Origin of the sequence: Flavobacterium chungbukense (assembly GCF_020805785.1) — a bacterium.
In the GTDB taxonomy this organism is placed as follows: domain Bacteria; phylum Bacteroidota; class Bacteroidia; order Flavobacteriales; family Flavobacteriaceae; genus Flavobacterium; species Flavobacterium chungbukense.
In genome coordinates this window covers 243043-265827 of record NZ_JAJGZV010000004.1, presented here as the reverse complement: position 1 = coordinate 265827, position 22785 = coordinate 243043, and the positions used below count along the sequence as shown (strand labels likewise).

General features: G+C 32.6%; 18 protein-coding genes. 3 read left to right on the top strand and 15 right to left on the bottom strand.

Annotation, left to right across the window (positions count from 1 at the left end):
* Nucleotides 1–35 precede the first annotated feature (35 nt).
* The 3 genes from LL966_RS15115 to LL966_RS15105 form a co-directional block, all read right to left on the bottom strand.
* On the bottom strand, nt 36–491 hold the full coding sequence (locus tag LL966_RS15115; RefSeq protein WP_229354429.1) for a ferritin-like domain-containing protein: 456 nt from the start codon (nt 489–491) through the stop codon (nt 36–38).
* Nucleotides 492–867: 376 nt separating this feature from the next.
* A complete protein-coding gene (locus LL966_RS15110) occupies nt 868–2058 on the bottom strand; it encodes a pyridoxal phosphate-dependent aminotransferase (RefSeq protein ID WP_229354428.1) in 1191 nt (396 codons plus the stop codon).
* A gap of 73 nt (nt 2059–2131) precedes the next feature.
* Nucleotides 2132–3229, bottom strand: a complete 1098-nt coding sequence (locus LL966_RS15105; RefSeq protein WP_229354427.1) for a fatty acid desaturase family protein — start codon at nt 3227–3229, stop codon at nt 2132–2134.
* 107 nt (nt 3230–3336) lie between these two features.
* Between LL966_RS15105 and rsmG the strand changes: the two genes are divergently transcribed.
* On the top strand, nt 3337–3966 hold the full coding sequence (gene rsmG / locus LL966_RS15100) for a 16S rRNA (guanine(527)-N(7))-methyltransferase RsmG (RefSeq protein WP_229354425.1): 630 nt from the start codon (nt 3337–3339) through the stop codon (nt 3964–3966).
* Between the two features lie 63 nt (nt 3967–4029).
* On the opposite strand, the gene LL966_RS15095 is transcribed toward rsmG, so the two are convergent.
* The 8 genes from LL966_RS15095 to map all read right to left on the bottom strand — a co-directional run bounded on the left by LL966_RS15095 (nt 4030) and on the right by map (nt 13825).
* Nucleotides 4030–4761, bottom strand: a complete 732-nt coding sequence (locus LL966_RS15095) for a hypothetical protein (protein WP_229354424.1) — start codon at nt 4759–4761, stop codon at nt 4030–4032.
* 278 nt (nt 4762–5039) lie between these two features.
* Nucleotides 5040–6665 carry an L-glutamate gamma-semialdehyde dehydrogenase gene (gene pruA / locus LL966_RS15090; protein ID WP_229354423.1) on the bottom strand — a complete coding sequence of 542 codons (1626 nt, stop codon included), beginning with the start codon at nt 6663–6665 and terminating at the stop codon, nt 5040–5042.
* A gap of 219 nt (nt 6666–6884) precedes the next feature.
* The gene (gene apaG / locus LL966_RS15085) at nt 6885–7271 is read right to left on the bottom strand and encodes a Co2+/Mg2+ efflux protein ApaG (RefSeq protein WP_110348906.1); all 387 of its coding nucleotides are present in this window, start codon (nt 7269–7271) and stop codon (nt 6885–6887) included.
* 80 nt (nt 7272–7351) lie between these two features.
* A complete protein-coding gene (locus tag LL966_RS15080; protein ID WP_229354422.1) occupies nt 7352–8605 on the bottom strand; it encodes a type IX secretion system plug protein in 1254 nt (417 codons plus the stop codon).
* 74 nt (nt 8606–8679) lie between these two features.
* Nucleotides 8680–11586, bottom strand: a complete 2907-nt coding sequence (locus tag LL966_RS15075) for a DEAD/DEAH box helicase (protein ID WP_229354421.1) — start codon at nt 11584–11586, stop codon at nt 8680–8682.
* 123 nt (nt 11587–11709) lie between these two features.
* Entirely contained in the window at nt 11710–12483 is a 774-nt protein-coding gene (locus LL966_RS15070) for a class I SAM-dependent methyltransferase (protein ID WP_229354420.1), read from the bottom strand.
* Between the two features lie 81 nt (nt 12484–12564).
* Entirely contained in the window at nt 12565–12939 is a 375-nt protein-coding gene (locus LL966_RS15065) for a GxxExxY protein (RefSeq protein WP_229354419.1), read from the bottom strand.
* A gap of 67 nt (nt 12940–13006) precedes the next feature.
* Nucleotides 13007–13825 (bottom strand): type I methionyl aminopeptidase, encoded by an 819-nt coding sequence (map, locus tag LL966_RS15060; protein WP_229354418.1) that lies wholly within the window; start codon nt 13823–13825, stop codon nt 13007–13009.
* Nucleotides 13826–14051: 226 nt separating this feature from the next.
* Between map and LL966_RS15055 the strand changes: the two genes are divergently transcribed.
* Nucleotides 14052–15302, top strand: a complete 1251-nt coding sequence (locus LL966_RS15055) for a DUF445 domain-containing protein (protein ID WP_229354417.1) — start codon at nt 14052–14054, stop codon at nt 15300–15302.
* Between the two features lie 234 nt (nt 15303–15536).
* On the opposite strand, the gene gpmI is transcribed toward LL966_RS15055, so the two are convergent.
* Both gpmI and LL966_RS15045 read right to left on the bottom strand, forming a co-directional pair.
* Complete coding sequence (gpmI, locus tag LL966_RS15050; RefSeq protein ID WP_229354416.1) at nt 15537–17054, bottom strand: 2,3-bisphosphoglycerate-independent phosphoglycerate mutase; 1518 nt, start codon at nt 17052–17054, stop codon at nt 15537–15539.
* A gap of 139 nt (nt 17055–17193) precedes the next feature.
* Nucleotides 17194–19623 (bottom strand): DUF5916 domain-containing protein, encoded by a 2430-nt coding sequence (locus LL966_RS15045; protein ID WP_229354415.1) that lies wholly within the window; start codon nt 19621–19623, stop codon nt 17194–17196.
* Nucleotides 19624–19925: 302 nt separating this feature from the next.
* On the opposite strand from LL966_RS15045, the gene LL966_RS15040 reads away from it, so the two are divergent.
* Nucleotides 19926–20651, top strand: a complete 726-nt coding sequence (locus tag LL966_RS15040; RefSeq protein ID WP_229354413.1) for a murein L,D-transpeptidase catalytic domain family protein — start codon at nt 19926–19928, stop codon at nt 20649–20651.
* Here the strand turns inward: LL966_RS15040 and LL966_RS15035 are convergent.
* Together LL966_RS15035 and LL966_RS15030 are read right to left on the bottom strand one after the other, a co-directional pair.
* Nucleotides 20640–22223 carry a L,D-transpeptidase family protein gene (locus tag LL966_RS15035; RefSeq protein ID WP_229354411.1) on the bottom strand — a complete coding sequence of 528 codons (1584 nt, stop codon included), beginning with the start codon at nt 22221–22223 and terminating at the stop codon, nt 20640–20642. The genes LL966_RS15040 and LL966_RS15035 overlap by 12 nt on opposite strands.
* A complete protein-coding gene (locus LL966_RS15030) occupies nt 22220–22663 on the bottom strand; it encodes a GNAT family N-acetyltransferase (protein WP_229354410.1) in 444 nt (147 codons plus the stop codon). Before LL966_RS15030 ends, LL966_RS15035 begins: the two co-directional genes overlap by 4 nt.
* Nucleotides 22664–22785: the final 122 nt, after the last annotated feature.

Genomic DNA, 22785 nt, shown 5'->3' with positions numbered 1-22785 from the left:
AGTTCTCAAAAAAAAAGCATGAATCGATCGATCGATTAATTCGCTCTCATTTTAATTTGTGATAAAGTATTTTGAATACTGTTTAATTGTTTAGAAACAACTGAAACTTGGTTGTGTTCTAGATGGTTTTCTTCGAGTGCCGTTTTATATTTTTCAATTGCAGCTTCTTCACCTGTAATACATGCATTAATAATTGCTTCTGTATCTCCGCCTGTGAAAGATGATTTAATATCAATCCATGTGCGGTGTAAAGCACCAAGTGGTCCACCTCCTGAAGTGTCTGTTGATTTTCCTAATTTGTTGATTTCGTCTTGTAGTTCTACAATAAATAGGGCTCTTTCTCTCGCATATTCTAGGAAATCGGTTTTCATTGCAGGGTTTTCTACGTGTTCTGCTGCATTTGTATATCCTAGTTTTCCATCTTCAAGAATTGAAATTAATCCTTCTAAAGTTTTAACTGCTTCTTTTGTGGTTTCATCTGTATGTATCATGACTAATAGTTTTTAAATTAATACATTACAAAGTTGGCGATTTATAAAGTGGTATGTTTTACAGGATTACGAGCGAAGTTTTACAATATTGTAGAATGGGAATTTTGAAACTGTTTTTTGTTTCACGCAGATTTGGCAGATTTTAGCAGATTTTTTCTTTGGAAACGAAAGCTTCTCGTTTTGTGCTTTGCGTGAGAGATAGAAGTGGAAAACCCACAGCCTGACGAAGGAAGTGCGAGTACTTGCAACGGATAGCCTCCCGATAGCTATCGGGACAGGGGCACGCCCAAAATAACGTTATAAAAAAACAGCTTAAAGTATAAAAGTGATGAAACTTTTGAACCTTAAGCCGTTTTTATAAAAACTTAGAATATTGTTATGCAGTCAAAGCTTCTTTGATTCTGCGTAATGCTTCTTTTAAAATATCGTTGCTTGTTGCGTAAGAGAAACGAATACAGTTCGGATTTCCGAAAGCGTCACCCGTTACTGTTGCAACGTTTGCTTCAGCTAAAAGATACATCGAAACATCGTTTGCATCTTTAATTTCAGTTCCTTTTAAAGTTTTTCCGAAGAAAGACGAAACGTCTGGGAATACGTAAAATGCACCTTCTGGAACGTTGATTTTTACTCCTGGAATTTCTTTTAATAATCCAACAACTAAATCTCTACGACCGTGGAAAGCCTGAACCATTTCGTTTAATACGCTTGGATCTGCATCTACAGCTGTAATTGTAGCTCTTTGTGCAACTGAATTTGCTCCAGAAGTTACTTGTCCTTGAATTTTTGTACACGCTTTTGCGATAAATTCTGGCGCTCCAATATATCCAATTCTGTATCCTGTCATGGCAAATGCTTTTGCAACTCCGTTTACAGTAATAGTTCTTTCTAACATTCCTGGAATTGAACCGATACTGCAGAAAGTTCCAGAGAAATTGATGTGCTCATAAATTTCGTCTGCAACTACGTAAATATTTGGGTGTTTTTCTAACACTTTTGCTAAAGCTGTTAATTCTTCTCTGCTGTAAACAGATCCTGAAGGATTACATGGAGAAGAGAACCACATCATTTTTGTTTTTGGCGTGATTGCAGCTTCTAATTGTTCTGGTGTGATTTTGAAATCTGTTTCTACAGAAGTTGGAACTTCAACAGGAACTCCGCCAGAAAGTTTTACGATTTCAAAATAAGAAACCCAGTATGGTGCTGGTAAAATAACTTCGTCACCATCGTTTAACATTACTTGCGCAATGTTGTATAGAGATTGTTTTGCTCCTGTAGAAACTACAATTTGAGATGGTTTGTACTCTAAATCGTTGTCTCTTTTGAATTTTCTGCAGATAGCTTCTTTTAAATCTTGGTATCCATCAACAGGAGAATATGTACTGTAATTATCATCGATTGCTTTTTTAGCAGCTTCTTTAATAAAGTCTGGTGTATTAAAATCTGGTTCACCTAAACTTAAACTGATAATGTCTTTTCCTTGTGCTTTTAATTCGCGTGCTAAAGCAGCCATTGCTAAAGTTTGTGAAGTCGCTAAGTTGTTGATTCTGTCCGAAAGAATATGGTTCATTATAAAATTTTTGAATGTCCTTAATTTGCTGTACCGATTAAGGAAGGTTATTATTAATAGATTTTTTTTAGTTTTAAACTGATAATTCAGGTTTTACTCCCAATTCACGTAAATGCTTGAAGTGAGCTACAATAGCACCTCTCATTGTTTTGTATTCGTAATAAGGTAAATTGCATTCTTTTGCAGTTTCTTTTACAATTTTTGCAATTTTGCCATAATGAATGTGACTGATATGAGGAAAAATATGATGCTCGATTTGATGATTTAACCCGCCAGTATACCAATTTACAATTGCATTTTTTGGTGCAAAATTAGTTGTAGTGTACAATTGGTGAATTGCCCAAGTATTATCCATTTCTCCTAATTCATTAGGTGTTGGGTTTGTAGTATGTTCTACTACGTGTGCCAACTGGAATACAATACTCAAAATTAATCCTGTTGTATAATGCATTACAAAGAACCCAAGAAGTACTTTCCACCATGTAATTCCAATTACCATTGGTAACACAATCCAGATAGACGCGTAAATGATTTTTGTAATAATTAAAGTTGTCCAAAGAATTTTTGGGCTTTTTGGTTCTCCATAAGATAATTTTCTTTTTAAGTAACTACGCATTTGTTTAAAATCTGTAGTAATTGCCCAATTGAAAGTTAATAATCCATATAAGAAAACAGAATAATAATGTTGAAAACGGTGAAAACTATGCCATTCAGCATGTTCAGTAAAGCGAATAATTCTTCCCGCATCCAAATCCTCATCATGGCCATGAATATTGGTATAAGTGTGATGCAGTACGTTATGTTGTACTTGCCAGTTATAAACGTTTCCGGCTAGAACGTATATGGTACCACCCATAAATTTATTGATCCAGTTTTTGTTAGAATAGGAACCGTGATTACCGTCGTGCATTACGTTCATTCCGACGCCCGCCATTCCAACTCCCATTACTATTGATAATAATAACATTACCCAAAAAGGCATGTTTAGTGTTAGAATTAAAAAGTAAGGAGTAAGGAAAATAGCAAAAAGAATAACCGCTTTTAGATGTAACTTCCAGTTTCCAGTTTTCTGAATGTTGTTCTCCTTGAAGTAATTGTTTACTCGAGAGTTAAGTGTTCTGAAAAACTTCAGATTGTCTTGCCTTGCAAAAATTGGAGCGTTGTTATTCATAATTAATTTAAATAGTTTTCAAAGGTAATTATTATAAATTTTCAATTTGCAAAATTGAGTTAAATATTTCAATCGTAAAGTAGTACTTTTGTTAAAAATTTACAGCAATGGATGAGATATTGAAATATTTTCCCAATTTGACCGATCTTCAAATCGAACAATTTCAAAAATTAGACTTTTTATACCACGATTGGAATGAAAAAATCAACGTTATTTCGCGAAAAGACATTGATTCTTTATATACAAAACATATTTTGCATTCACTAGGGATCGCTAAAATTATGAAGTTTGAACCAGGAGCAACAGTTTTAGATGTTGGAACTGGAGGCGGTTTTCCTGGAATTCCGTTGGCGATTCTCTTTCCTGAAACCCGTTTTTACTTAATTGATGTTATTGCAAAAAAAATAAAAGTGGTTCAAGGTGTCTCTGAGGCTTTAGAATTGAAAAATGTAAAAGCGGAACAAAAGCGTGCAGAATTGGTAAAAGGTGATTTTGATTTTATTGTAAGCCGTGCCGTAACGAACATGCCAGATTTTGTTTCTTGGGTTAAAGATAAGATTAAGAAACAGCATAAGCACAAGTTGAAAAATGGAATTCTATATTTAAAAGGTGGAGATTTGAGCGAAGAACTAAAAGATTTTCCAAATGCTACTTTATATGATTTGTCTGAAATATTTGAAGATGAGTTTTTTGAAACTAAAAAAGTAGTGCATTTGCCTTTGAAATTTAAAGCTTAGATAAAAGTAAATAACCCAATCAATAATTATTTGATCGGGTTATTTTTTTAATTGAAAATACTATTAAGAGGCTTTTTTAGAGAAATTTAGAAAAGCATTTGTTTTGTGATTTAAATTATCAATGAAGTTATGAAGGGCATTTTCTGAAGCTTCGATTGTATAGGTAAACGCCGAGTCAAAGAAATATTCGCGAGAGATTACGGGTTCATTTGAAGAATCATAAACTGCTTCATCACTTTCATCTAGCTTATTATTTTTGTACGGATTAGGATGAGTGTATATTAATTGAGTAGTGATTTTATTAAACCAATTATCAAATTTTTTCTTTTTGGGTGTAATATGTCTTGCCAATAAAACTAAGCCGACAAGTTCATTTTGTAAAAAATAAGAACCTTTTCGATATCTTACATCAATCATTCTTACATTCATTAATGCGATCCATAAAGCGCCATTGACAGAACCTGAAGCTGCTGTTTGAAAATCTATATCAAATAGCAAAGGATTCGTTTGTTCTTTATTGTTAATTAAACACCAAATTGCCTCAATACGTTTCTGAGTGTCACTTGTTGCTTGAGTGTAACCTGTGAAGCGCCAGTAAATCCATTCTAATAAAGCAGCGGTAAGTCCTAATGATCCTTTGTGGTTAATCTGCGTTAAAATGTTTTCGAGTTCATCATTTCCAAAAACTGGATCTAACATTTTATCAATTTTCTTTTTTGTCCATTTGTAGTCTATTGAATGGCCTATGCTTTTTGATTCCATTATGATCTTAGGAACATTATTCAAATTTCTCATGCTTATGCTATTTATCTTAATTATATGCTTTAATGCTGTTTAATATTGAAAACAAATTTAAATTGATGCTTCTTTTTTGATAGGAACAAAAAGTTTTTAAAATGTTAGAATAAGACAATTAAAAATATTAAAGTGCTGATTTTTAAATAAATAAGAAAAATATTACAAAATAAAATGATGTTTAAATGAAATATAAAAGCAAAAAGCCGAATCTCATAAAGATTCGGCTTTTGTATGTGGACAGGTCACAAAACTTGAAACCTGAAATTTGAAACGAATTAACCTAAGAAAGGATATCTGTAATCTTCTGGAGTTACAAAAGTTTCTTTGATAGTTCTTGGAGAAGCCCAACGCAATAAGTTTAATGCAGAACCTGCTTTATCGTTAGTTCCTGAAGCTCTTGCTCCACCAAATGGCTGCATTCCAACAACCGCTCCAGTTGGTTTGTCGTTGATGTAGAAGTTACCAGCTGAGTTTTGCAATTTTGTAGTTGCTACTTCAATAGCATAACGATCTTGGCTAAAAACAGCTCCAGTTAAAGCATATTCAGAAGTAGTATCAACTAATTCTAAAGTTTCTTCCCATTTAGCATCTTCATAAACATAAATTGTGATAACTGGTCCGAACAACTCAGTTTCCATTGTAGTGTATTTTGGGTTTGTAGTTACAATAACGGTTGGCTCAACAAAGTATCCAACAGATTTGTCGTAATTTCCTCCAATAATAATTTCTGCGTCAGCATCTTTTTTAGCTTGGTCGATATAACTTGCTAATTTATCAAAAGAACCTTCGTGAATAACTGCAGTGATAAAGTTTCCGAAATCTTCTGGAGAACCCATTTTCATAGATTTTACATCAGTAATCAATTGTTCTTTTACAGCTGGCCATAAACTTTGTGGAATATAAGCTCTAGATGCAGCAGAACATTTTTGTCCTTGAAATTCAAAAGCTCCACGAGTAATTCCTGTAACTACTTGTTTTACGTTTGCGCTTGGGTGAGCAATGATAAAATCTTTACCACCAGTTTCACCAACGATTCTTGGGTATGTTTTATAATTGTGAATGTTAGCTCCAATTTTTGCCCAGATATCTTTAAATACATGAGTTGATCCTGTAAAATGAACTCCAGCAAAATCACGGCTCGCTAAAACAGTATCTGTAATCATTAACGCGTCTCCAAAAACTACGTTGATAACTCCATCAGGAACTCCAGCTTCTTTGAAAACATCCAAAATGATTTTTGTAGAAAATACTTGGCTATCACTTGGTTTCCAAATTACAACGTTACCCATCATAGCAGCACTTGCAGGAAGGTTTGCAGCGATAGCAGTAAAGTTAAAAGGAGTAATAGCGTAAACAAAACCTTCTAATGGTCTGTATTCTACACGGTTCCAAACAGATGAATCTGATTTTGGCTGATCGTTGTAGATTTGAGTCATAAACTCAACGTTGTAGCGTAAAAAGTCAATTAATTCACAAGAAGCATCAATTTCTGCTTGGTGAATATTTTTAGACTGACCGATCATTGTTGCTGCATTAATACGAGCTCTATAAGGCCCTGCAATAAGTTCAGCAGCTTTTAAGAAAATAGCAGCACGTTGTTCCCATGCCATATTTGCCCATGCTTTTCTTGATTCAAGTGCATTTGCAATTGCTTTTTCAATATGTTGTTTTTCAGCCAAATGATATTTTCCAACAACATGCTGGTGATCATGTGGCGCCGTAATGTTTCTTGTGTTTCCAGTTCTAATTTCTTCGTTTCCAATATGTAATGGAACGTCAATTTGAGAATTCCACATTGTGGTGTAAGCTGCCTGAACAGCTGCTTTTTCTGGCGAGTTCGGTGCGTAGCTTTTTACAGGCTCGTTTACCGCTTTTGGTACATGAAAGAATCCTTTTAACATGGGATAAATTATTTTAAAATTACGATTTGTTTAATTTTTTACAAAAGTACAAATGATAATTTGAATATATCACAATACAATATTAAAAAGTTGTATTTTATTGTAGAACAAGTTTCGCTTAGTGATAAATTAACAAAATGGCGATATAAAATCACAGTAATTTATTAAAACTGCTGTAACAAAAGAAAAAATAAAAAGAAACTATTGCTTAATTGCAAATTAGTTTAAAGCAAAAGGAGCACACATTCTAAAAGTAGGCACTATTACTTTGAATATTTTTGTAGTAGTAAAATTGATCATATTAAAGTGACCTTTCATTGCTCCATATGGAGATGATAATAAACAGCCAGAACTGTAAGTATGATTTTCTCCTGGTTTTAAAACTGGTTTTTTGCCAATTACACCTTCGCCGTCTACCACTTCTAAATCGTTAAGAGAATCAAAAATTTCCCAATGACGTGAAGTAAGTTGAACAGAATCTTTACTATGGTTTTCGATTGTAACTACATAACTAAAAGCAAAATGAATCTTGTAGTTCTTGAAGTAAGTACCTTCAAAACTAGTCAAAACAGATATTTTTATGCCTCTTGTTATCTGAGAAACCATACTAACGCAGTATATATGTGAGTGTTATAGTGGCAAAGCTACAAAAAAAAATCATTTAATCTAGAACCTTAACATTTGTTTTAGTTGACTATATTGATAGAGTTTGCATTTCCTTTTCCGATTACGCGCTGGTAGCGGTCTGTTGCCTCTTTATAATAGACTAAAATGGTGTATTCATTTTCAGTTTGATAGAAGTTTCCATCAATAGCATTTTCATAATCAATAACTCCTTTTTTGTCGGCAACTGTGTACTGAAAATTGGTAAAACCTTGTTTGATCATGATTGCTTTTTCAAAAACGCCCTTGTCTGTATTGTAATCCATTTTGTATTCTGGCGAAAGGCTGTAATTGTTAAACATTCCCGTAATATAAATGTCTTTGTTCAATCTGAAAGCGGGAGCCGATAAAGTAAAATAAACCCAAGCATAATCAGCTTCAATATCGTTGTTTGAACCGTTAATGTTTTTGACTACAAAATTTCCATTTACATCTTCATACAATGTATAGATCTGATTTCCTCGTGCGGCATTGGTATATAGATACGCATTGTAGATGTCATTATTTGAGCCTATGCGCGCAACAAAATTATTTGCAGCACGAATGTCTTTGTTTTCAAAATATAAAAATTCATTACCAGCCCAAAACTGTGTTTCTTTATCATATTTATAAATTAGCTGATTGCCGATTGTATATTGTGGAACAATATTTTTTATCGCCGTATTGAAGTTTCCGTTTTGCAGTAAAAGCACTTTTACATTTTGTAAAGGGGTTTGAAAATTTATATCATTTGAAGCAATCGCAAAATCAAGATTTTGCTTAAAATCAATATTGCTTAAGTTTCGGCTTCTTTTTACTTGAGCTGAAACGGTCGATTGATTTTCATGTAAAATAAATTTTCTTGAAAAAATGACTTCTCTATCTTCATTAAGAATTCGAAGCATGTAATTTCCTGAAAGGCGTAATTGCGTTGTAAATTGATTTGGAAAAGAAAGATTGTAATGAGAGTAAAGCTGCAAAGTGTTAAACGAATTAGAATAATCTGTAATTCGCTGATTATCCTGGCCATAAATATAATCTGTTTTCGGAATCTCAGTTGGTTTCCAGTTATAATCACAATGAATTACCTCAAAATAATAATTTGCTTCGCTTCCAAATAGATCATCAAATTGAAACGTGAAAGTAGAACCTAATTCGAAAATAGGAACAGCGTTACTGCCATTCTGAACAAAAGAAACGGTTTTAATATTATAAGGCGGATCAATTTCTTTTTCTTGTGCTTTCGCGAAAGTGAAAATAAAAAGAAAAATAAAGCTTGTATATAAAAATTTCGGCATCTTATTACGTTGAAAGATTGTAAATATAACAAATTTATATAACGAAAAATAGCCCAATCTATTGGCTTTAACTCTTAAGATCCTAAAATATATTCTAAATTGCCCTCAATTTCATCGTTGATATAACTTTCTTCTAAAAGAGAATCAGATAACAATTTTTTGTTTTCCTGCAGTTTAATGATTTTTTCCTCAACGGTGTTTTTAGAAATAAAACGAATCACGTTTACTTTATTCATTTGTCCAATTCTGTGTGCACGTCCAACTCCTTGTTTTTCTGCGAAAGGATTCCACCAAGGATCCAAGAACAATACATAAGAAGCTTTTGTAATATTCAAACCAACCCCACCAGCTTTTAACGAAATAAAAAATAGCAACGTATTTTCTTTTTCCTGAAAACGTTTTACTTCTTGTTCTCGTTTGCTTGCCGGAGTTTCTCCAGTAATTTCGCAAAATTCTATTTTATTTTCTTTACACCAATCCGTGTAAAAATTTAAATTGGTTACAAATGAACTGAAAATGATCGCTTTTTGTTTTCCTTTTACCAAACTTTCCAGATAATGGGTAACCGCAATATATTTTCCTGAATCAATTTCTGAAGCTGAATCGACCATTTTAGGATGATTACTTAATTGACGTAACTTCATCAATGTATTAATAATACTGATTTTGGCCGGACCAGATCCATCTGTTTTAAGTAAAAAGTTACGAGCTTTAGATTTCTCTTTTTCGTATAATTTTTCCTGTTCAGGATCCATATCGCAATAATAAATCTGTTCGGTTAATTCGGGTAAATCTTTTAAAACCTGTTCTTTGGTTCTTCGTAAAATATAAGGGGCAATGAGATTTTTTAATTCGCTTAAAACTTCTTCATTCTGTTTTTTCTCAATCGGATTTTTGAAATTTTCCATAAAAAAAGCATAACTGCCCAAGATGTCCGGATTGATAAATTGCATTTGCGACCATAAATCGTCAAGCGAATTTTCGATTGGCGTACCACTTAGCGCAATTTTATGACCTGTACTTATTTTATTTATGGCCTTAAAAATCTTAGAATTTTTATTTTTGATGTATTGACTTTCGTCTAAAATCAAATAACGGAAATCGTATTTTTCTAGAATAGAAATATCACGGTGAACAATACTGTAACTTGTAAAAATTAAATCGGTCGAATCTAATCTGCTGGCCAATAATTTTCGGTCATTGCCCACATATTGCATTTTAGAAAAGTGTGGTGTAAACTTTCCAGCTTCGTTAAACCAGTTAAAAACTAAAGAAGAAGGTAAAACGATTAAAGCTTTAAGCGGTTCTCTTTCAATAGTAGTTTCATTTGCAAACAAATCAAAATTGGTGGTTTTGGTGGTAAAACCTAATTGTTCTTGTACTGAAACTAGAACGGCTAAAGTTTGCAAGGTTTTTCCAAGTCCCATATCGTCAGCAAGGCAAGCTCCAAGATTGGAGTTGAAATGACCTAAAAGCCATTTTACGCCATCAATTTGATAAGGTCTTAAAGTTGCTTTTAGTAAATCGGAAGCCTTAAACTCAGCTTTATGGATTTGGTCTAAATCATTACTGATTTCAGAAATACCGTCTAAAGCAGTAAAATTGCTTTTTCTTAAAAGTAATGCTCCATTTTCTGTTTTAGCCAATTTTGCCAAAGAACCATATTTACTGAACCATTCTAACGGAATTAAAAAATAGTTTCCGTCGGGCAGCTGGAAAAGTCTTTCTTTGCTTTTTATGTTCGGAATAATTTCGCTGAAATTGATTTTATAATTACCAATTGTAATGATAATTTTAATATCAAACCAATCTGCTTTTGTTTCTTTTGCAATCGAAATTGTATTGCTTTCGGTAATGATTTCTTTACTTTCTAATTTTAACTTTTGAATTGTAAATCCTAAACTTTCAAGTTTCTCTTTATGGTCAATAATCAATTGAATATTGACATAAGGATCAGAAGTTTCTAGATCAGAATTCAATCCGAATAATTCGTTTTTGATTTTTTCTAAACCAATTTCAGCTAATTTTTCGATATATGAATTTTCTTCAGCATTTCTTTTAAACTGAATAATTCTAGGTTCATTCGCCACACTAAAATCTACAAAAGAATGTGTTTTTTTGGTTTTGCTTGCGTCAAAAATATAGCCATTATAATCAAAATAAAGATTGAGATAGTAACAGTTTTTAAAGAAATCAAAAATAGGTTGAATAGTACAGGAAACAATTTGGTCGCGAAGTTCAATTTCAAAACCATTTGCTTCGATATCAATTTTTTTAGCTATTGCTGGTATGAAATTTTTAAAATAATCATCGACTAATTTTGAAGGAATTTCAATAGATTTTTTCTTCAAAAAAGGAGTTAGTTTTTTGGCATTCAGTTCTTTTAATCGTCCTAATTTCTTGTCGATAATTAACCAGCCAGGTTCGTCTAAAAGAATATCAGCAGTTTTATTCATTGGAAGAAATGTAGTTTCATTTTCTTTTAATAAAAGGGTATAAGCGATTCCTTCAGCATGTTTGTCAAATTGAATCTGAGGTTCAAAATCCAGCGGATCGATGCTAATTCTAGAGCGATAAAAATCTTTTTCAGGTCCTAAATTTAGCGACAGCAGAAATTGTTCTCTAACAATCAAATCGTAAAAGGTACTTAGATTAAGTTGTAAATGCTGGCGAATCGCAAAATCAATTTTAGAATCTTTCTGCAAATCTGCAATTGTTTTGGCTGATTTGATTTTTGCACCAAATTTTTTGAAAATAAATTCAGGTTTTAAAGATTCACAGATCGTTATTATTTTTTTTGAATTGGGATCTAAATTTTCAAAATCAATTCCGAAACTTTCAAGCACGCCTTTTGTTGCTTTTTTGTCTAGATATTTGATTTCGCTAGTATTTTCAACAATATAGGCTGTAGGAATATAGGCATTCAGATTTTTTTCAAAACTGATGTCAAAACAGAACTGAAATGATTTTGTAGGTTGCAAAATATTGGGATTTGGTTAGGCTTATAATTTAGGTTTGGGCAAAAAATAAAAGGAGTTTTCAAAATAATAATAATTTGAAAACTCCTTTTTAAATGAAATTATATCATTTATATGTTGAAAAAATTAGTTTTCCTGTTTAAAGCAAAGCGGAATAATTTCGCCTTTTGCTAAACAGTATTTTTCTACCAATTCTGGTGCAATTTTGTTAGTATAATCTTCTTCAATTACAATAAAACCAATGCTTCTTAATTTGTCGAAATAGTCGCGTCCGTAAACACGAACGTGATCGTATTGTCCGAAAATTTTAGCGCGTTCTTTTTGATCTGTAATCGAATCATCTGCAAAAGTAACTTCGCGCGATAAATCTTGTGGAATTTGCAAAATTGCCATTCCGCCAGGTTTTAAAACACGATATAATTCTTGCATCGCTTTTGTATCGTCTGGAATATGTTCTAAAACGTGATTACATAAAATAACGTCATATTCATTGTCTTTGAAAGGTAAATTACAGATGTCTGCTTTTACATCGGCCAAAGGCGAAAGTAAATCGGTTGTGGTGTAATCAAGATTTTTCTGTTTGCGAAATCTTTTGTAAAAAGCTTGTTCTGGAGCAAAATGCAATACTTTTTTTGGTGCAGTAAAAAAATCGGTCTGATCTTTTAAATATAACCAAAGTAAACGGTGTCTCTCTAAAGAAAGTGTACTTGGTGAAAGTACATTATTGCGTTGTTTTCCGTATCCGTAAGGTAAAAAAGATCTAAAACTTCTCCCGTCAATAGGATCAGTATATTTGTTTCCTTTCAGAGATAATGCTAAAATCGGACGCGCCACATAACTCAATCGAATTAATAATGGACGTGGAATTGTATTAAGTACTAATTTAAAAAGTTTCTTCACAGTTAAATAAATTTGAACACGAATTTCACAAATTTACACGGATTAATATTGTGGTGAAATTTCACGAACTTTTGATTTGGGTTAAAGTATTATTCTTTTGTATTTAAGGCTGTCTTCTCCAAAATTGACTAATAAGCCTAATTTATTTTTTGATGCCGCTAAATAATTTAATGTTTGCTTGATTTCTCCTGTTGTTAATGTTGCAATTGCTTTTAGTTCTAATATAATTTCACCAAAAATAACAAAGTCTGCAAAATAATAACTTGGTAATATGATGTCTTTGTAGGCAATATTATATCTTAATTCTCTATTATATGGAATATGATTTCGTTGAAATTCATATTCTAAAGCGTCGCCATAAACTTTTTCACTATGTCCTTTTCCTAATATTTTATGGACTTCCATACAAATCCCAATAATTTTATAGGACTCTTCTCTTAAATACAATTCACTCATTATTTTTATTTCGTTTTAGTGTAATTTTTACTGTAACACTAATCCGTGATAATTCGTGAAATTAGTGTTAGAGAATAAGTGGTATTTGTCTGAATTCGTCTTCTTCATTACTTTCGATTCCTAAAGCTTTGTAGATATATTGGAAAGTCGATAATAATTCTGGTTTTCCATCGATTAAAGCTACATCGTGCTCGAAATGCGCGCTTGGTTTTCCATCAGCGGTCAGAATAGTCCAGCCGTCTTTTAGTTGTTTGATGTTTCTTGTTCCCATGTTAATCATAGGTTCGATGGCAACAACCATTCCTTCAACAAACATTTTTCCACGTCCGCGTTTTCCGTAGTTTGGCATTTCTGGTTCTTCGTGCATTTTTTGCCCAACACCGTGTCCAACCAATTCACGAACAACTCCGTAACCGTGAGCTTCTGTATATTTTTGAATCGCATTTCCAACATCTTCTACGCGATTTCCAGCTTTAAATTCTCTAATTCCAACGTAAAGAGATTCTTTAGTAATGCGTAAAAGTTTTTTAACTTCTGGTGCAACTTCTCCAATTTCGAAACTGTATGCGTGATCTCCGTGGAAACCATTTTTAAAAGCACCACAGTCAACCGAAATAACGTCGCCATTCTTAAGAGGTGTGTTATTAGGAATACCGTGAACAACCTGAGCATTTGGACTCATACAAAGGGAATTCGGAAAATCGTACAATCCAAGAAAACTTGGTACAGCACCATGATCGCGAATAAATTCTTCCGCTAATTTGTCAAGATATAATGTGGTTACTCCTTCTTTAATTTCAGAAGCAATCATTCCTAATGTTTTTGATACGATTAAAGCACTTTCGCGCATTAATTCGATTTCCTCTCTAGTTTTTTGGATAATCATATTTTTCCCATTTTCAGTTCGCAAAAGTACAATTTTTTATCTAAATTTTTTAGCCACGAATTCTCGAATTAATATATATATAAATTTTCTAAAATTGAATTTCAGCAATTTCAATTTTTAGAGCTAAAAAAAGAAAAAATTCATCAATTGAAGGCTATTAAACATTTAATAGAGTTAAGAATTTTGATAAAAAAGCCATAAATTAGATGTACAAATGCTTTTAATTATGGAAACAATTACAGATCAAGATATAGCAAAAGTAAAGGCTCTCAAGAAAATGAAGAGAAATGCTTTTGCACTTTTAGGTTTTGCAGTGCTGTTGTTTGTCATTGCTATTTATTTTAAAATCCCGATGCTTCAAGCTTTTAGCGAAGCAGCAATGGTAGGAGGAATCGCTGATTGGTTTGCTGTTGTAGCATTGTTTCGCCATCCGATGGGAATTCCGATTTGGCATACCGCAATTATTCCAACAAAGAAAAACGAAATTGGAGAAAATCTGGGAAATTTTGTTTCTGAGGAATTTCTTGATCGTGAAAAATTAGAAATTAAATTAGACGAATTCAATTTTGCAACTAAAGCTTCAGACTGGCTTTCGCAAAAAGAAAATGCCGATAAGATTGCGGATGCCGTCGCAATAAATATTATTCCAGGAATTTTAAGAACCATAAAAGATGAAGATGTTAAGAGGTTTATTCAGGTTCAGTTCAAAGAAAAAATGGAAGGAATAAACTTTGGAAATTGGGTTGCCGTTGCGTTAGAACCTTTGCAAAAAGGTGATTTGAAAAATCAAATGCTAACCAACCTTCTTGAAGTAATGAGTGCCGAATTGACTAGCAATAAGGATTTAATAAGACAGAAAGTAAAAGCATCTACTCCGTTATTGAGTTTTGGATTGGCTGATAAAAAAATCACGGAAGGAGTTTTTAATGGTTTGCAGGATTTTTTGAATGAAGCTAAAAAGCCTGAAAGCGCCGTTCGTTTAAAGATTGATGAATATATTTTTAATTTTTTGGAGAAAGTAAAAAACTCAGAAGAAATGAGAATTAAAATCAACGATATGATTTTAGGTTTTGTTGGAAAAAAAGAAGTTCAGGATTACATCAACGGAATTTGGGACGAAATAAAACTTTCGATTACAAACGATATTAATAAAGGAGATGATTCTTCCATCAAAAATAATATTGCCAATTTAATTCAAGGTTTTGGAAACGGACTTAAAGAAGATTCCGTAATGGTTGATAAAATCAATAATTTCATTAAAAACGATTTGCTTTCGGTTCTTTTGAACAATAAAAAAGTAATTGGAGATTTAATTTCTTCCACCGTAAAAAGCTGGGACGGAAAAGAAGTCTCAGAAAAACTGGAATTGGAAATCGGAAAAGATCTTCAATATATAAGGATTAATGGAACTTTGGTTGGAGGTTTTATCGGACTTGTGATTTATGGAGTTGAACAGCTTTATCATTATGTTTTTTAAACCATATAAGTGATATAAGTAAATATAAATTCGTAGTTTTTTCTTTGCGAAAATAAAATCACAAAAGAAATATATGGGACTCGAACATTTTTAAGCTTTACAATCTGCTACAAAATAGTTCTCGCAAAGTCGCAGAGACGCAAAGTTTATAAATTTCTTTGCGACTTAGCGTCTTTGCGAGATTTTTTTAAGTTCTATTTAAATGAACTTATATCACTTATATGGTTTGAAAAATTATAATAAAGAATGACAAGTCATTGCATTTGGCTGCTGAACGTCCATTAATTCTAAAATTGTTGGAGCGATATCACCTAATACACCATCTTGAATGCTTTTCAATTGTTTGTCAACTAAAATAATAGGCACTGGGTTTGTTGTGTGTGCGGTATTTGGTGATCCGTCAGGATTAATCATAGTTTCACAATTTCCGTGATCGGCAATTACGATTGTAGTATAATCATTTGCAAGTGCAGCTTCAATAACTTGTTTTACACAAGCATCAACAGCTTCACAAGCTTTAATTGCTGCTTCCATAATTCCGGTGTGGCCAACCATATCTCCGTTTGCGAAATTCAAACAAACAAAATCAACTTCACCTTTATTCAATTCAGGAACAAGAGCATCAGTAAGTTCGTAAGCGCTCATTTCTGGTTTTAAATCGTAAGTTGCTACTTTTGGAGAGTTTCTCAAAATTCTTGATTCGCCCACAAAAGGAACTTCTCTTCCTCCAGAGAAAAAGAAAGTTACGTGAGGATATTTCTCAGTTTCAGCAATTCTAATTTGTGTTTTACCCGCTTTTTCTAAAACCTCACCAAGAGTTTCTGTAATATTATCTTTATTGTAAACTACTTTTACGTTTTGGTACGTTTCGTCGTAGTTTGTCAATGTTACATAATATAGGTTCAATTTATGCATGTTTTGCTCGTGGAAATCCTGTTGAGAAAGCGCTTCTGTAAGTTCACGACCTCTGTCAGTTCTAAAATTGAAGAAAATTACAACATCACCTTCAACAATTGTAGCAAGTGGTTTTGCATATTCATCAACAATAACAACAGGTTCGATAAACTCATCAGTTACATCTTTTGCATAGCTGTCTAAAACACTCGCAACAGCATTGGTTGATGGAGTTCCAACACCGTTTACTACTAAATCGTAAGCAAGTTTTACACGTTCCCAACGTTTGTCGCGGTCCATTGCATAATAACGTCCAATGATAGAAGCAATTTTTACTGGAGTATCTTTAATATAATCTTGTAAATCGTGAATGTATTTTCCTCCTGATTTAGGATCAACGTCACGTCCGTCTGTAAAAGCATGAACATAAACCTGATCTAAACCGTATTCTTGAGAAGCATCGATTAATCCGCGAAGGTGTGAAGTATGTGAGTGAACACCACCATCTGAAACTAATCCTAAAAAGTGTACTTTTTTATTGTTGTTTTTAGCGTAAGTAAAAGCATCAATTAACACTTTCTCTTTTGCTAATGTTTTATGCTCTACAGCTAAGTTTATTTTGGCTAAATCCTGATATACAATTCTTCCAGCACCAAGGTTCATGTGTCCAACCTCGCTGTTTCCCATTTGACCTTCAGGTAAACCAACATTCAATCCGTCGGTTCTAAGTTGAGCGCTTGGGTAATTTTTGTAAAGACTGTTTATAAAAGGAACATTTGCATTGTCTATTGCAGATACTTTAGGGTCAGGAGATTTTCCCCAACCGTCTAAAATCATAAGGATAACTTTTTTGTTCATTACTTTTTGTTTTCTACAAAGATAAGTCATTTCTAAAATAGGCAAGAAAGCTTTGTTACATTTATGTTTTATAAAATGAAGCTCGACAAAAAATATTAATTTAATTACAGAAGTCTTTATTTTTTAAAATTTATTCACGCTAAGCTCTTTTTCTGACTTTATTTTTGACAGCATTATAGTCAATAAAATATTTTACACTAATAGAAAAAATGTGTTTTAAGGCGTCATTATTTAAAAGTCCAGAAACATTGTGTTTGAAATCTTTATCTATAATACGTTCAAAATTAGAAGCATTATTTCTGTATAATGCAGAAAGCTGACTTCCAGGCGCAAACCACCAAGAGAATGATAAATCAGCATTCCAGGAATAAAAACTTGAATTCTTATTGATTGTATATTGCGGATAAGGACTTAAATCTCCGTCTGGTTCCAGTAAAAGAATATTTTTATTGTCTGCATAAGACCAATATTGACGAACAGCAAGATTAATCGTAATCGCACTATTTACTGCATACTTTCCTCCTAAAGTATTAGAATAAGTAATCACATTACGATTTGCAAAAACTATTTCATTGGGTGAATTAGAGTTGTTATCATCATCAATTTGGTCAATATAGCCTTTGTTGTTGTTTCTTCTAAGATAGCTGAAGAAATAGGTCAATAATAATTTGTCGCTAAAACGGTATCTCGGACCAATATCAAATCCATATGAAATTCTCTCAGATTCATCAAAAACATTAAATGTTCCATTTAAGTCAATTGCAAATTTATGATTGTAATTGGTTGAAATACTTCCCCAAGTTTCTATTCTTCTCGGAATTGCAACATATCTGTTTTCTGCGCGAGGTTCATAATAATCATATATTTCTAAAGGATAAAAAGTAATTCCTGTTCCATAATAATTATTTTTTATTGTGGTTAAATTCAGATTCGCATTAATGCTGTTGTCTTGTAATTTTCCAGATTCTTTATTGAATTCTGTATACATATTATAGTTTACCCGAAACGTATTAAAACGTTTGGTTGGATTAAGAATTCTATAGTTGGCATTTCCATAAAAATTGTAATAATTGGTGTAGAAATTAATTCCCAAATCATTCGGATCGAAATCTTTAGTTACGAAATCTGTACCAAAACTATATCTGTAATTTCCGCTGGTTTCTGCAAAAGTTACTGTAGAATATAGACCAGTTTTATCTTCAATATCATTAATGAAACTATATTTTACGTTTCCAAACAAACTATAAGTGTTGGCTTTTGTGTTTAAATCCCAAGCCAAACCAGTTACGTTTGCATCTCTAAAATGACCGTTTCGACTAACATTTGTATTAATTAAAGTAACTGAAGAATTTTTTCTAAAACGTTGATCTAAAACCAAAACATTGTAATTGGTAAGTGGTTCTACAATTTCTCTTCTGGTTTCTCCGGAAACAGTGTCTTTTATAACGGCAAAAGTTTTTTCGGTCACAGCATTTAAAATCCCAATTCCTAATCCGCCTTTGGTTCTGCCTGATACTTTTAAAGCGTTTAAAAGATTAACAGCAGACGGAATTTCGCTGATTTCTTCGTTTTCATTTAATTCTGGTTCGGTAGATGGAGCGCCGCCAATTCTTCTGGAATAGAACATTTTTCCTTTGTTAAACAAATCAGTTCCTTCTGTAAAAAAAGCTCTGTTTTCATTAAACTGTTGTTCAAAAGGACCGAGATTTAATATTTGATCATCGTATTTTGTCTGTCCAAAATCTGGAATTAAAATCGCATCTACGGTAAAAGCATCATTTATTCCGTATTTAATATCTATACCTCCTTTAATAGTTCCGTATGTTTTTTGACCTTCAGCAGCGTTTAAATAATACGAGGCGTAAGGCATCAAAAACAATCGAGTAGGAGGTTTTATGTTTTCGATTCCTTCCAGAATTCCTGCTTGTTGTGTAAAACTGCCTATTTTTCCATCTACAAAATTCCAGGTATACTTATAACGTTCACGTTTTATTTCTCTAAAAAAGTTGATTCCCCAAGTTTGCTTATTTTCTGGCGAAAAACGCAAAGCAGAATATGGGATTTTTATTTCCACGATCCATCCTTTTTCCGTTAAAGAAGCTTTACTGATCCAAACGGCATCCCAGGAATAATCTTCGCCATTCGCATCTGTCATAATACAATCTCCTTGAACGTCTGCAGCAGAAACATAAAACATAAAATCTTGCTGTCCGTCATTAAATCCGTTTATAAAAACGCCAAACAAATCGGCTGTACCAAAATTGTCCCGTTGCGAAATTTCTTTTAAAATTTTTGAAGGCTCATTATCATACATTGTAGCACCAATATAAATGGCGTCATCATCATAAAGAACTCTAACTTCTGTTCTCTTTTCATGCGGAATCGCTTTTCCATTGTCTGGTTCCAACATAACAAAATCTGTGGCAATCGGCACATTTTCCCAAGCGCTTTCGTCCAGTTTTCCGTCAATAGTAATGCTTTGAGGAGCTAACTGAGCATGAATTGTTTTTTTCTGCCCGTAACTCCAGGTTGTAAATAATATAAAACCGAATAAAATTACTTTTTTCATTAATGTTTTGGATGCAAAATGCCCTTTAGAGTACAAGAATTTATGAATTATAGACACGTATTTGTTCTATTTGTTACAGTTTAAGTTTCAAAATTCCCACTTTTTTTTGATTTTTTTAGGAAAATTCGTCAAAATGTTAAGTTTTTAACCATAAGAAAAAATCTTACAGAATCGGCGCATTTATGTTAATAATGTTAAAGTTTAAGCAAAAAACGCCTGAAAATCAGGGTTGTATTTTGCAAGGAATGAAATTTTTATACTTTTGCCTTACCCAAATTTTTTGTTTAACCTAAAGAAATTCAATGATTTACAAGATCTATCCGTTATTCGTGTTTTTGCTATTGTCTTTTACAAAAGATTCTAAAAACACAGCCGACCTGAAAAAGAACGCTGCTGAAAAAACGATTGCTAAAGTTGAAAAAGTAACTGTTGATTCAAAAATCGAAAGCGTTTACAGTGCCCTTAATTCAAACAATTACAAAATGCCTGAACTGAAGACTTTTTCGGAAGCTTTAAAGGGATTTTATTTGTTGAAAGACAAAGGTGTTATCAAGAAAAATATCTTGACCCTTATTGATTTTAGTTTGTCATCAAATACAAAACGTCTGTGGGTTATTGATTTGACAACCAATACTATTTTGTATAATTCACTTGTTGCACACGGAAGAAATACAGGAGAAGAATTTGCTTCAGCATTTTCAAATCTTAATTCTTCTTTTAAAAGCAGTTTAGGATTTTACGCTACTGGAGAAATTTACCAAGGAAAACATGGTGCATCTCTTCGTTTAGATGGTTTAGAAAATGGTGTAAATGATAATGCTCGCGAAAGAGGTGTTGTAATGCATGGTGCAGATTATGTTTCTGAATCTTTCATTAGAGATCATAAAAGATTAGGAAGAAGCCAAGGTTGTCCTGCTCTTCCTGTTGAATTGACAAATGAAATCATTCAATTAATAAAAGAAAAATCGTGTTTATATATTTATCATCCATCAAGAAGCTTCGCGATGGAAGAGAGGCTAATTTCTTAATTTAGCATATAAATCCGAATCTAGATTATAAATATCAGCTCTGAATAGGAGCTGATTTTTTTTGCTCCAAGCGGTCCAATACCACTGATAGAGTGCGTATTTTTTAGTGATTTTGAAACTCATTGTTTTCTTAGTTGCAATGATGGTGTCAATTCTATCTTGAGGCCAATTTCCATCTACATCCAAAATATGCTGCGCCAGTTCGAGCGGATTTTCAACGCGTACACAGCCTGAACTCATCGAACGATTATTTCTTCCAAAAATATTACGGTGATTAGTATCGTGCAAATAAACGCTATGATGATTTGGGAATAAAATTTTCATTAAACCCAAGGAGTTATAATATCCAGGGCTTTGTACATAGCGGTAATTGTTCGGTTTGTTTTCATTCCAATTAACGGGATCAACAACATTTCCTGACGAATCGTAAATAGTGATGTTCTTTTTGGCTAAATAATTTCGATTTCTTTTCATTGCCGGAACAACGTCTTCTTTTAAAATTGTGGGAGGAACAGTCCAAGTCGGATTAAAAACCACTGTTTTTAAAACAGAAGTAATAATCGGGGTTCTTCTTTTGCTTGTTCCAACTACCACATTTCTAACTAAAGTAGTATCTTGATTTTCGACCACATTTAAACTGTAATCGGGAATATTTATAATGAAATAATTCTCTGCAAATTCACTTGGATACCATCTCCAGCGTTCTAAATTGGCTATAATTTGCTCTTTTCTTTGTTCTTTAGAATAATTCAGAGCTTTGATTGTTCCTACGCCAATTACGCCATCTGCTGCTAAACCATGTCTTTCTTGAAACCTTTTAATGGCTTCAAAAGTTTTACTGTCGTATATCTTTGTTAGGCTATCTCTTCCTGTTAGATCATTCCAATAGCGTAATCTTTTCTTAATATTGATCAAAGCTGTATTGGTGTCATTCAAAACAATTTTTTCTACTGATTCGATTGTTTTGATCTCGTCGTTAGGAAAAGTATTGATGATTTCAAGGGCTTTTAATAGCTGTTTGTAAGTTTGAGTTTTTGGTTGGATATTGTCAACAATGCTGTCTAATTTATTCTTATTGAAAGCTTTAATTAAAACATTATTTACATCAAATACCTTTTCGTCAAGATCCCAGTTGCCATAAAGTTTTTTAGGGTCTAGTTTACCTTTGTATAAATCATTTAGATACTTTTCAAAATTATAAGTCAGCAAAATATCATACGTAGCTAAATCTTTATCGCTCAGTGAGCCTATTTTGGTTTCAAACTTTTTCAGTTGAGATGCCTTGTAATCTTCTGGATTTAAACCTAATTTGTCTGATTTTTCTAATTGAGATAAGACATATTTTCTTTTTTGAAGATTTCCCCAAACCGTTTGGTTTTCAGAAGCAATATAAAATTGTTTTAGTGTTTCGCTCTTATAAGAGCCAATTATAGCGGTATCAATATCAACTTTTCTTTCATCAGTAAGTATGATTGCTGGTGCTTTTTTTGGAGCAGCAGGAACAGGTTTGGGCATATCTTTTTTACAGCCCGCAATAATACATATTACCAATAAAAAGTAAAGTTTTTTCATTCTCGTAAATTTTTAAACATCAAATAATGTTCGCCAACGTCTTTAATATCAAAAGATTCACCTAGGGGTTGGTAATTCAGTTTTTGATAAAAGCCAACGGCTGCCGTTCTGGCATTAAACCAAATCAAATCGACTTTGTTTGCATTGCAGTAGGTTTCACAATGTTTAACCAAAGCCTCTCCAAATCCCATTTTTTGATGTGTTTCTAAAACAGCCATCCCACGAATTTGTGCTTGATTTTGCTCGGCAAATATAGTGTTGATTTTTTGAAATAAGGAAATAATTCCTATTAATTCTTTATCAACAAATAATCCAAAATGATGTGTTGTTTCCAAATCATCTCCTTCGAAGATACAGCTTTCTATTGGTTTTCCCGCTCTTAAAACTGGCTGACGAACGGTAAAAGTTTCTTTTGATGTAATTTCTTTAATTGTAATCATGATTTTTTTAAAAAATATTGCTTTTATAACTTTTTAATTTTAAATAAGTTATAAATAATTGTTGTTTTTTATTGAATTTTTTTGCGAAAAAGCTTGTTTTGAACTGAACTTTCTTTTTATAT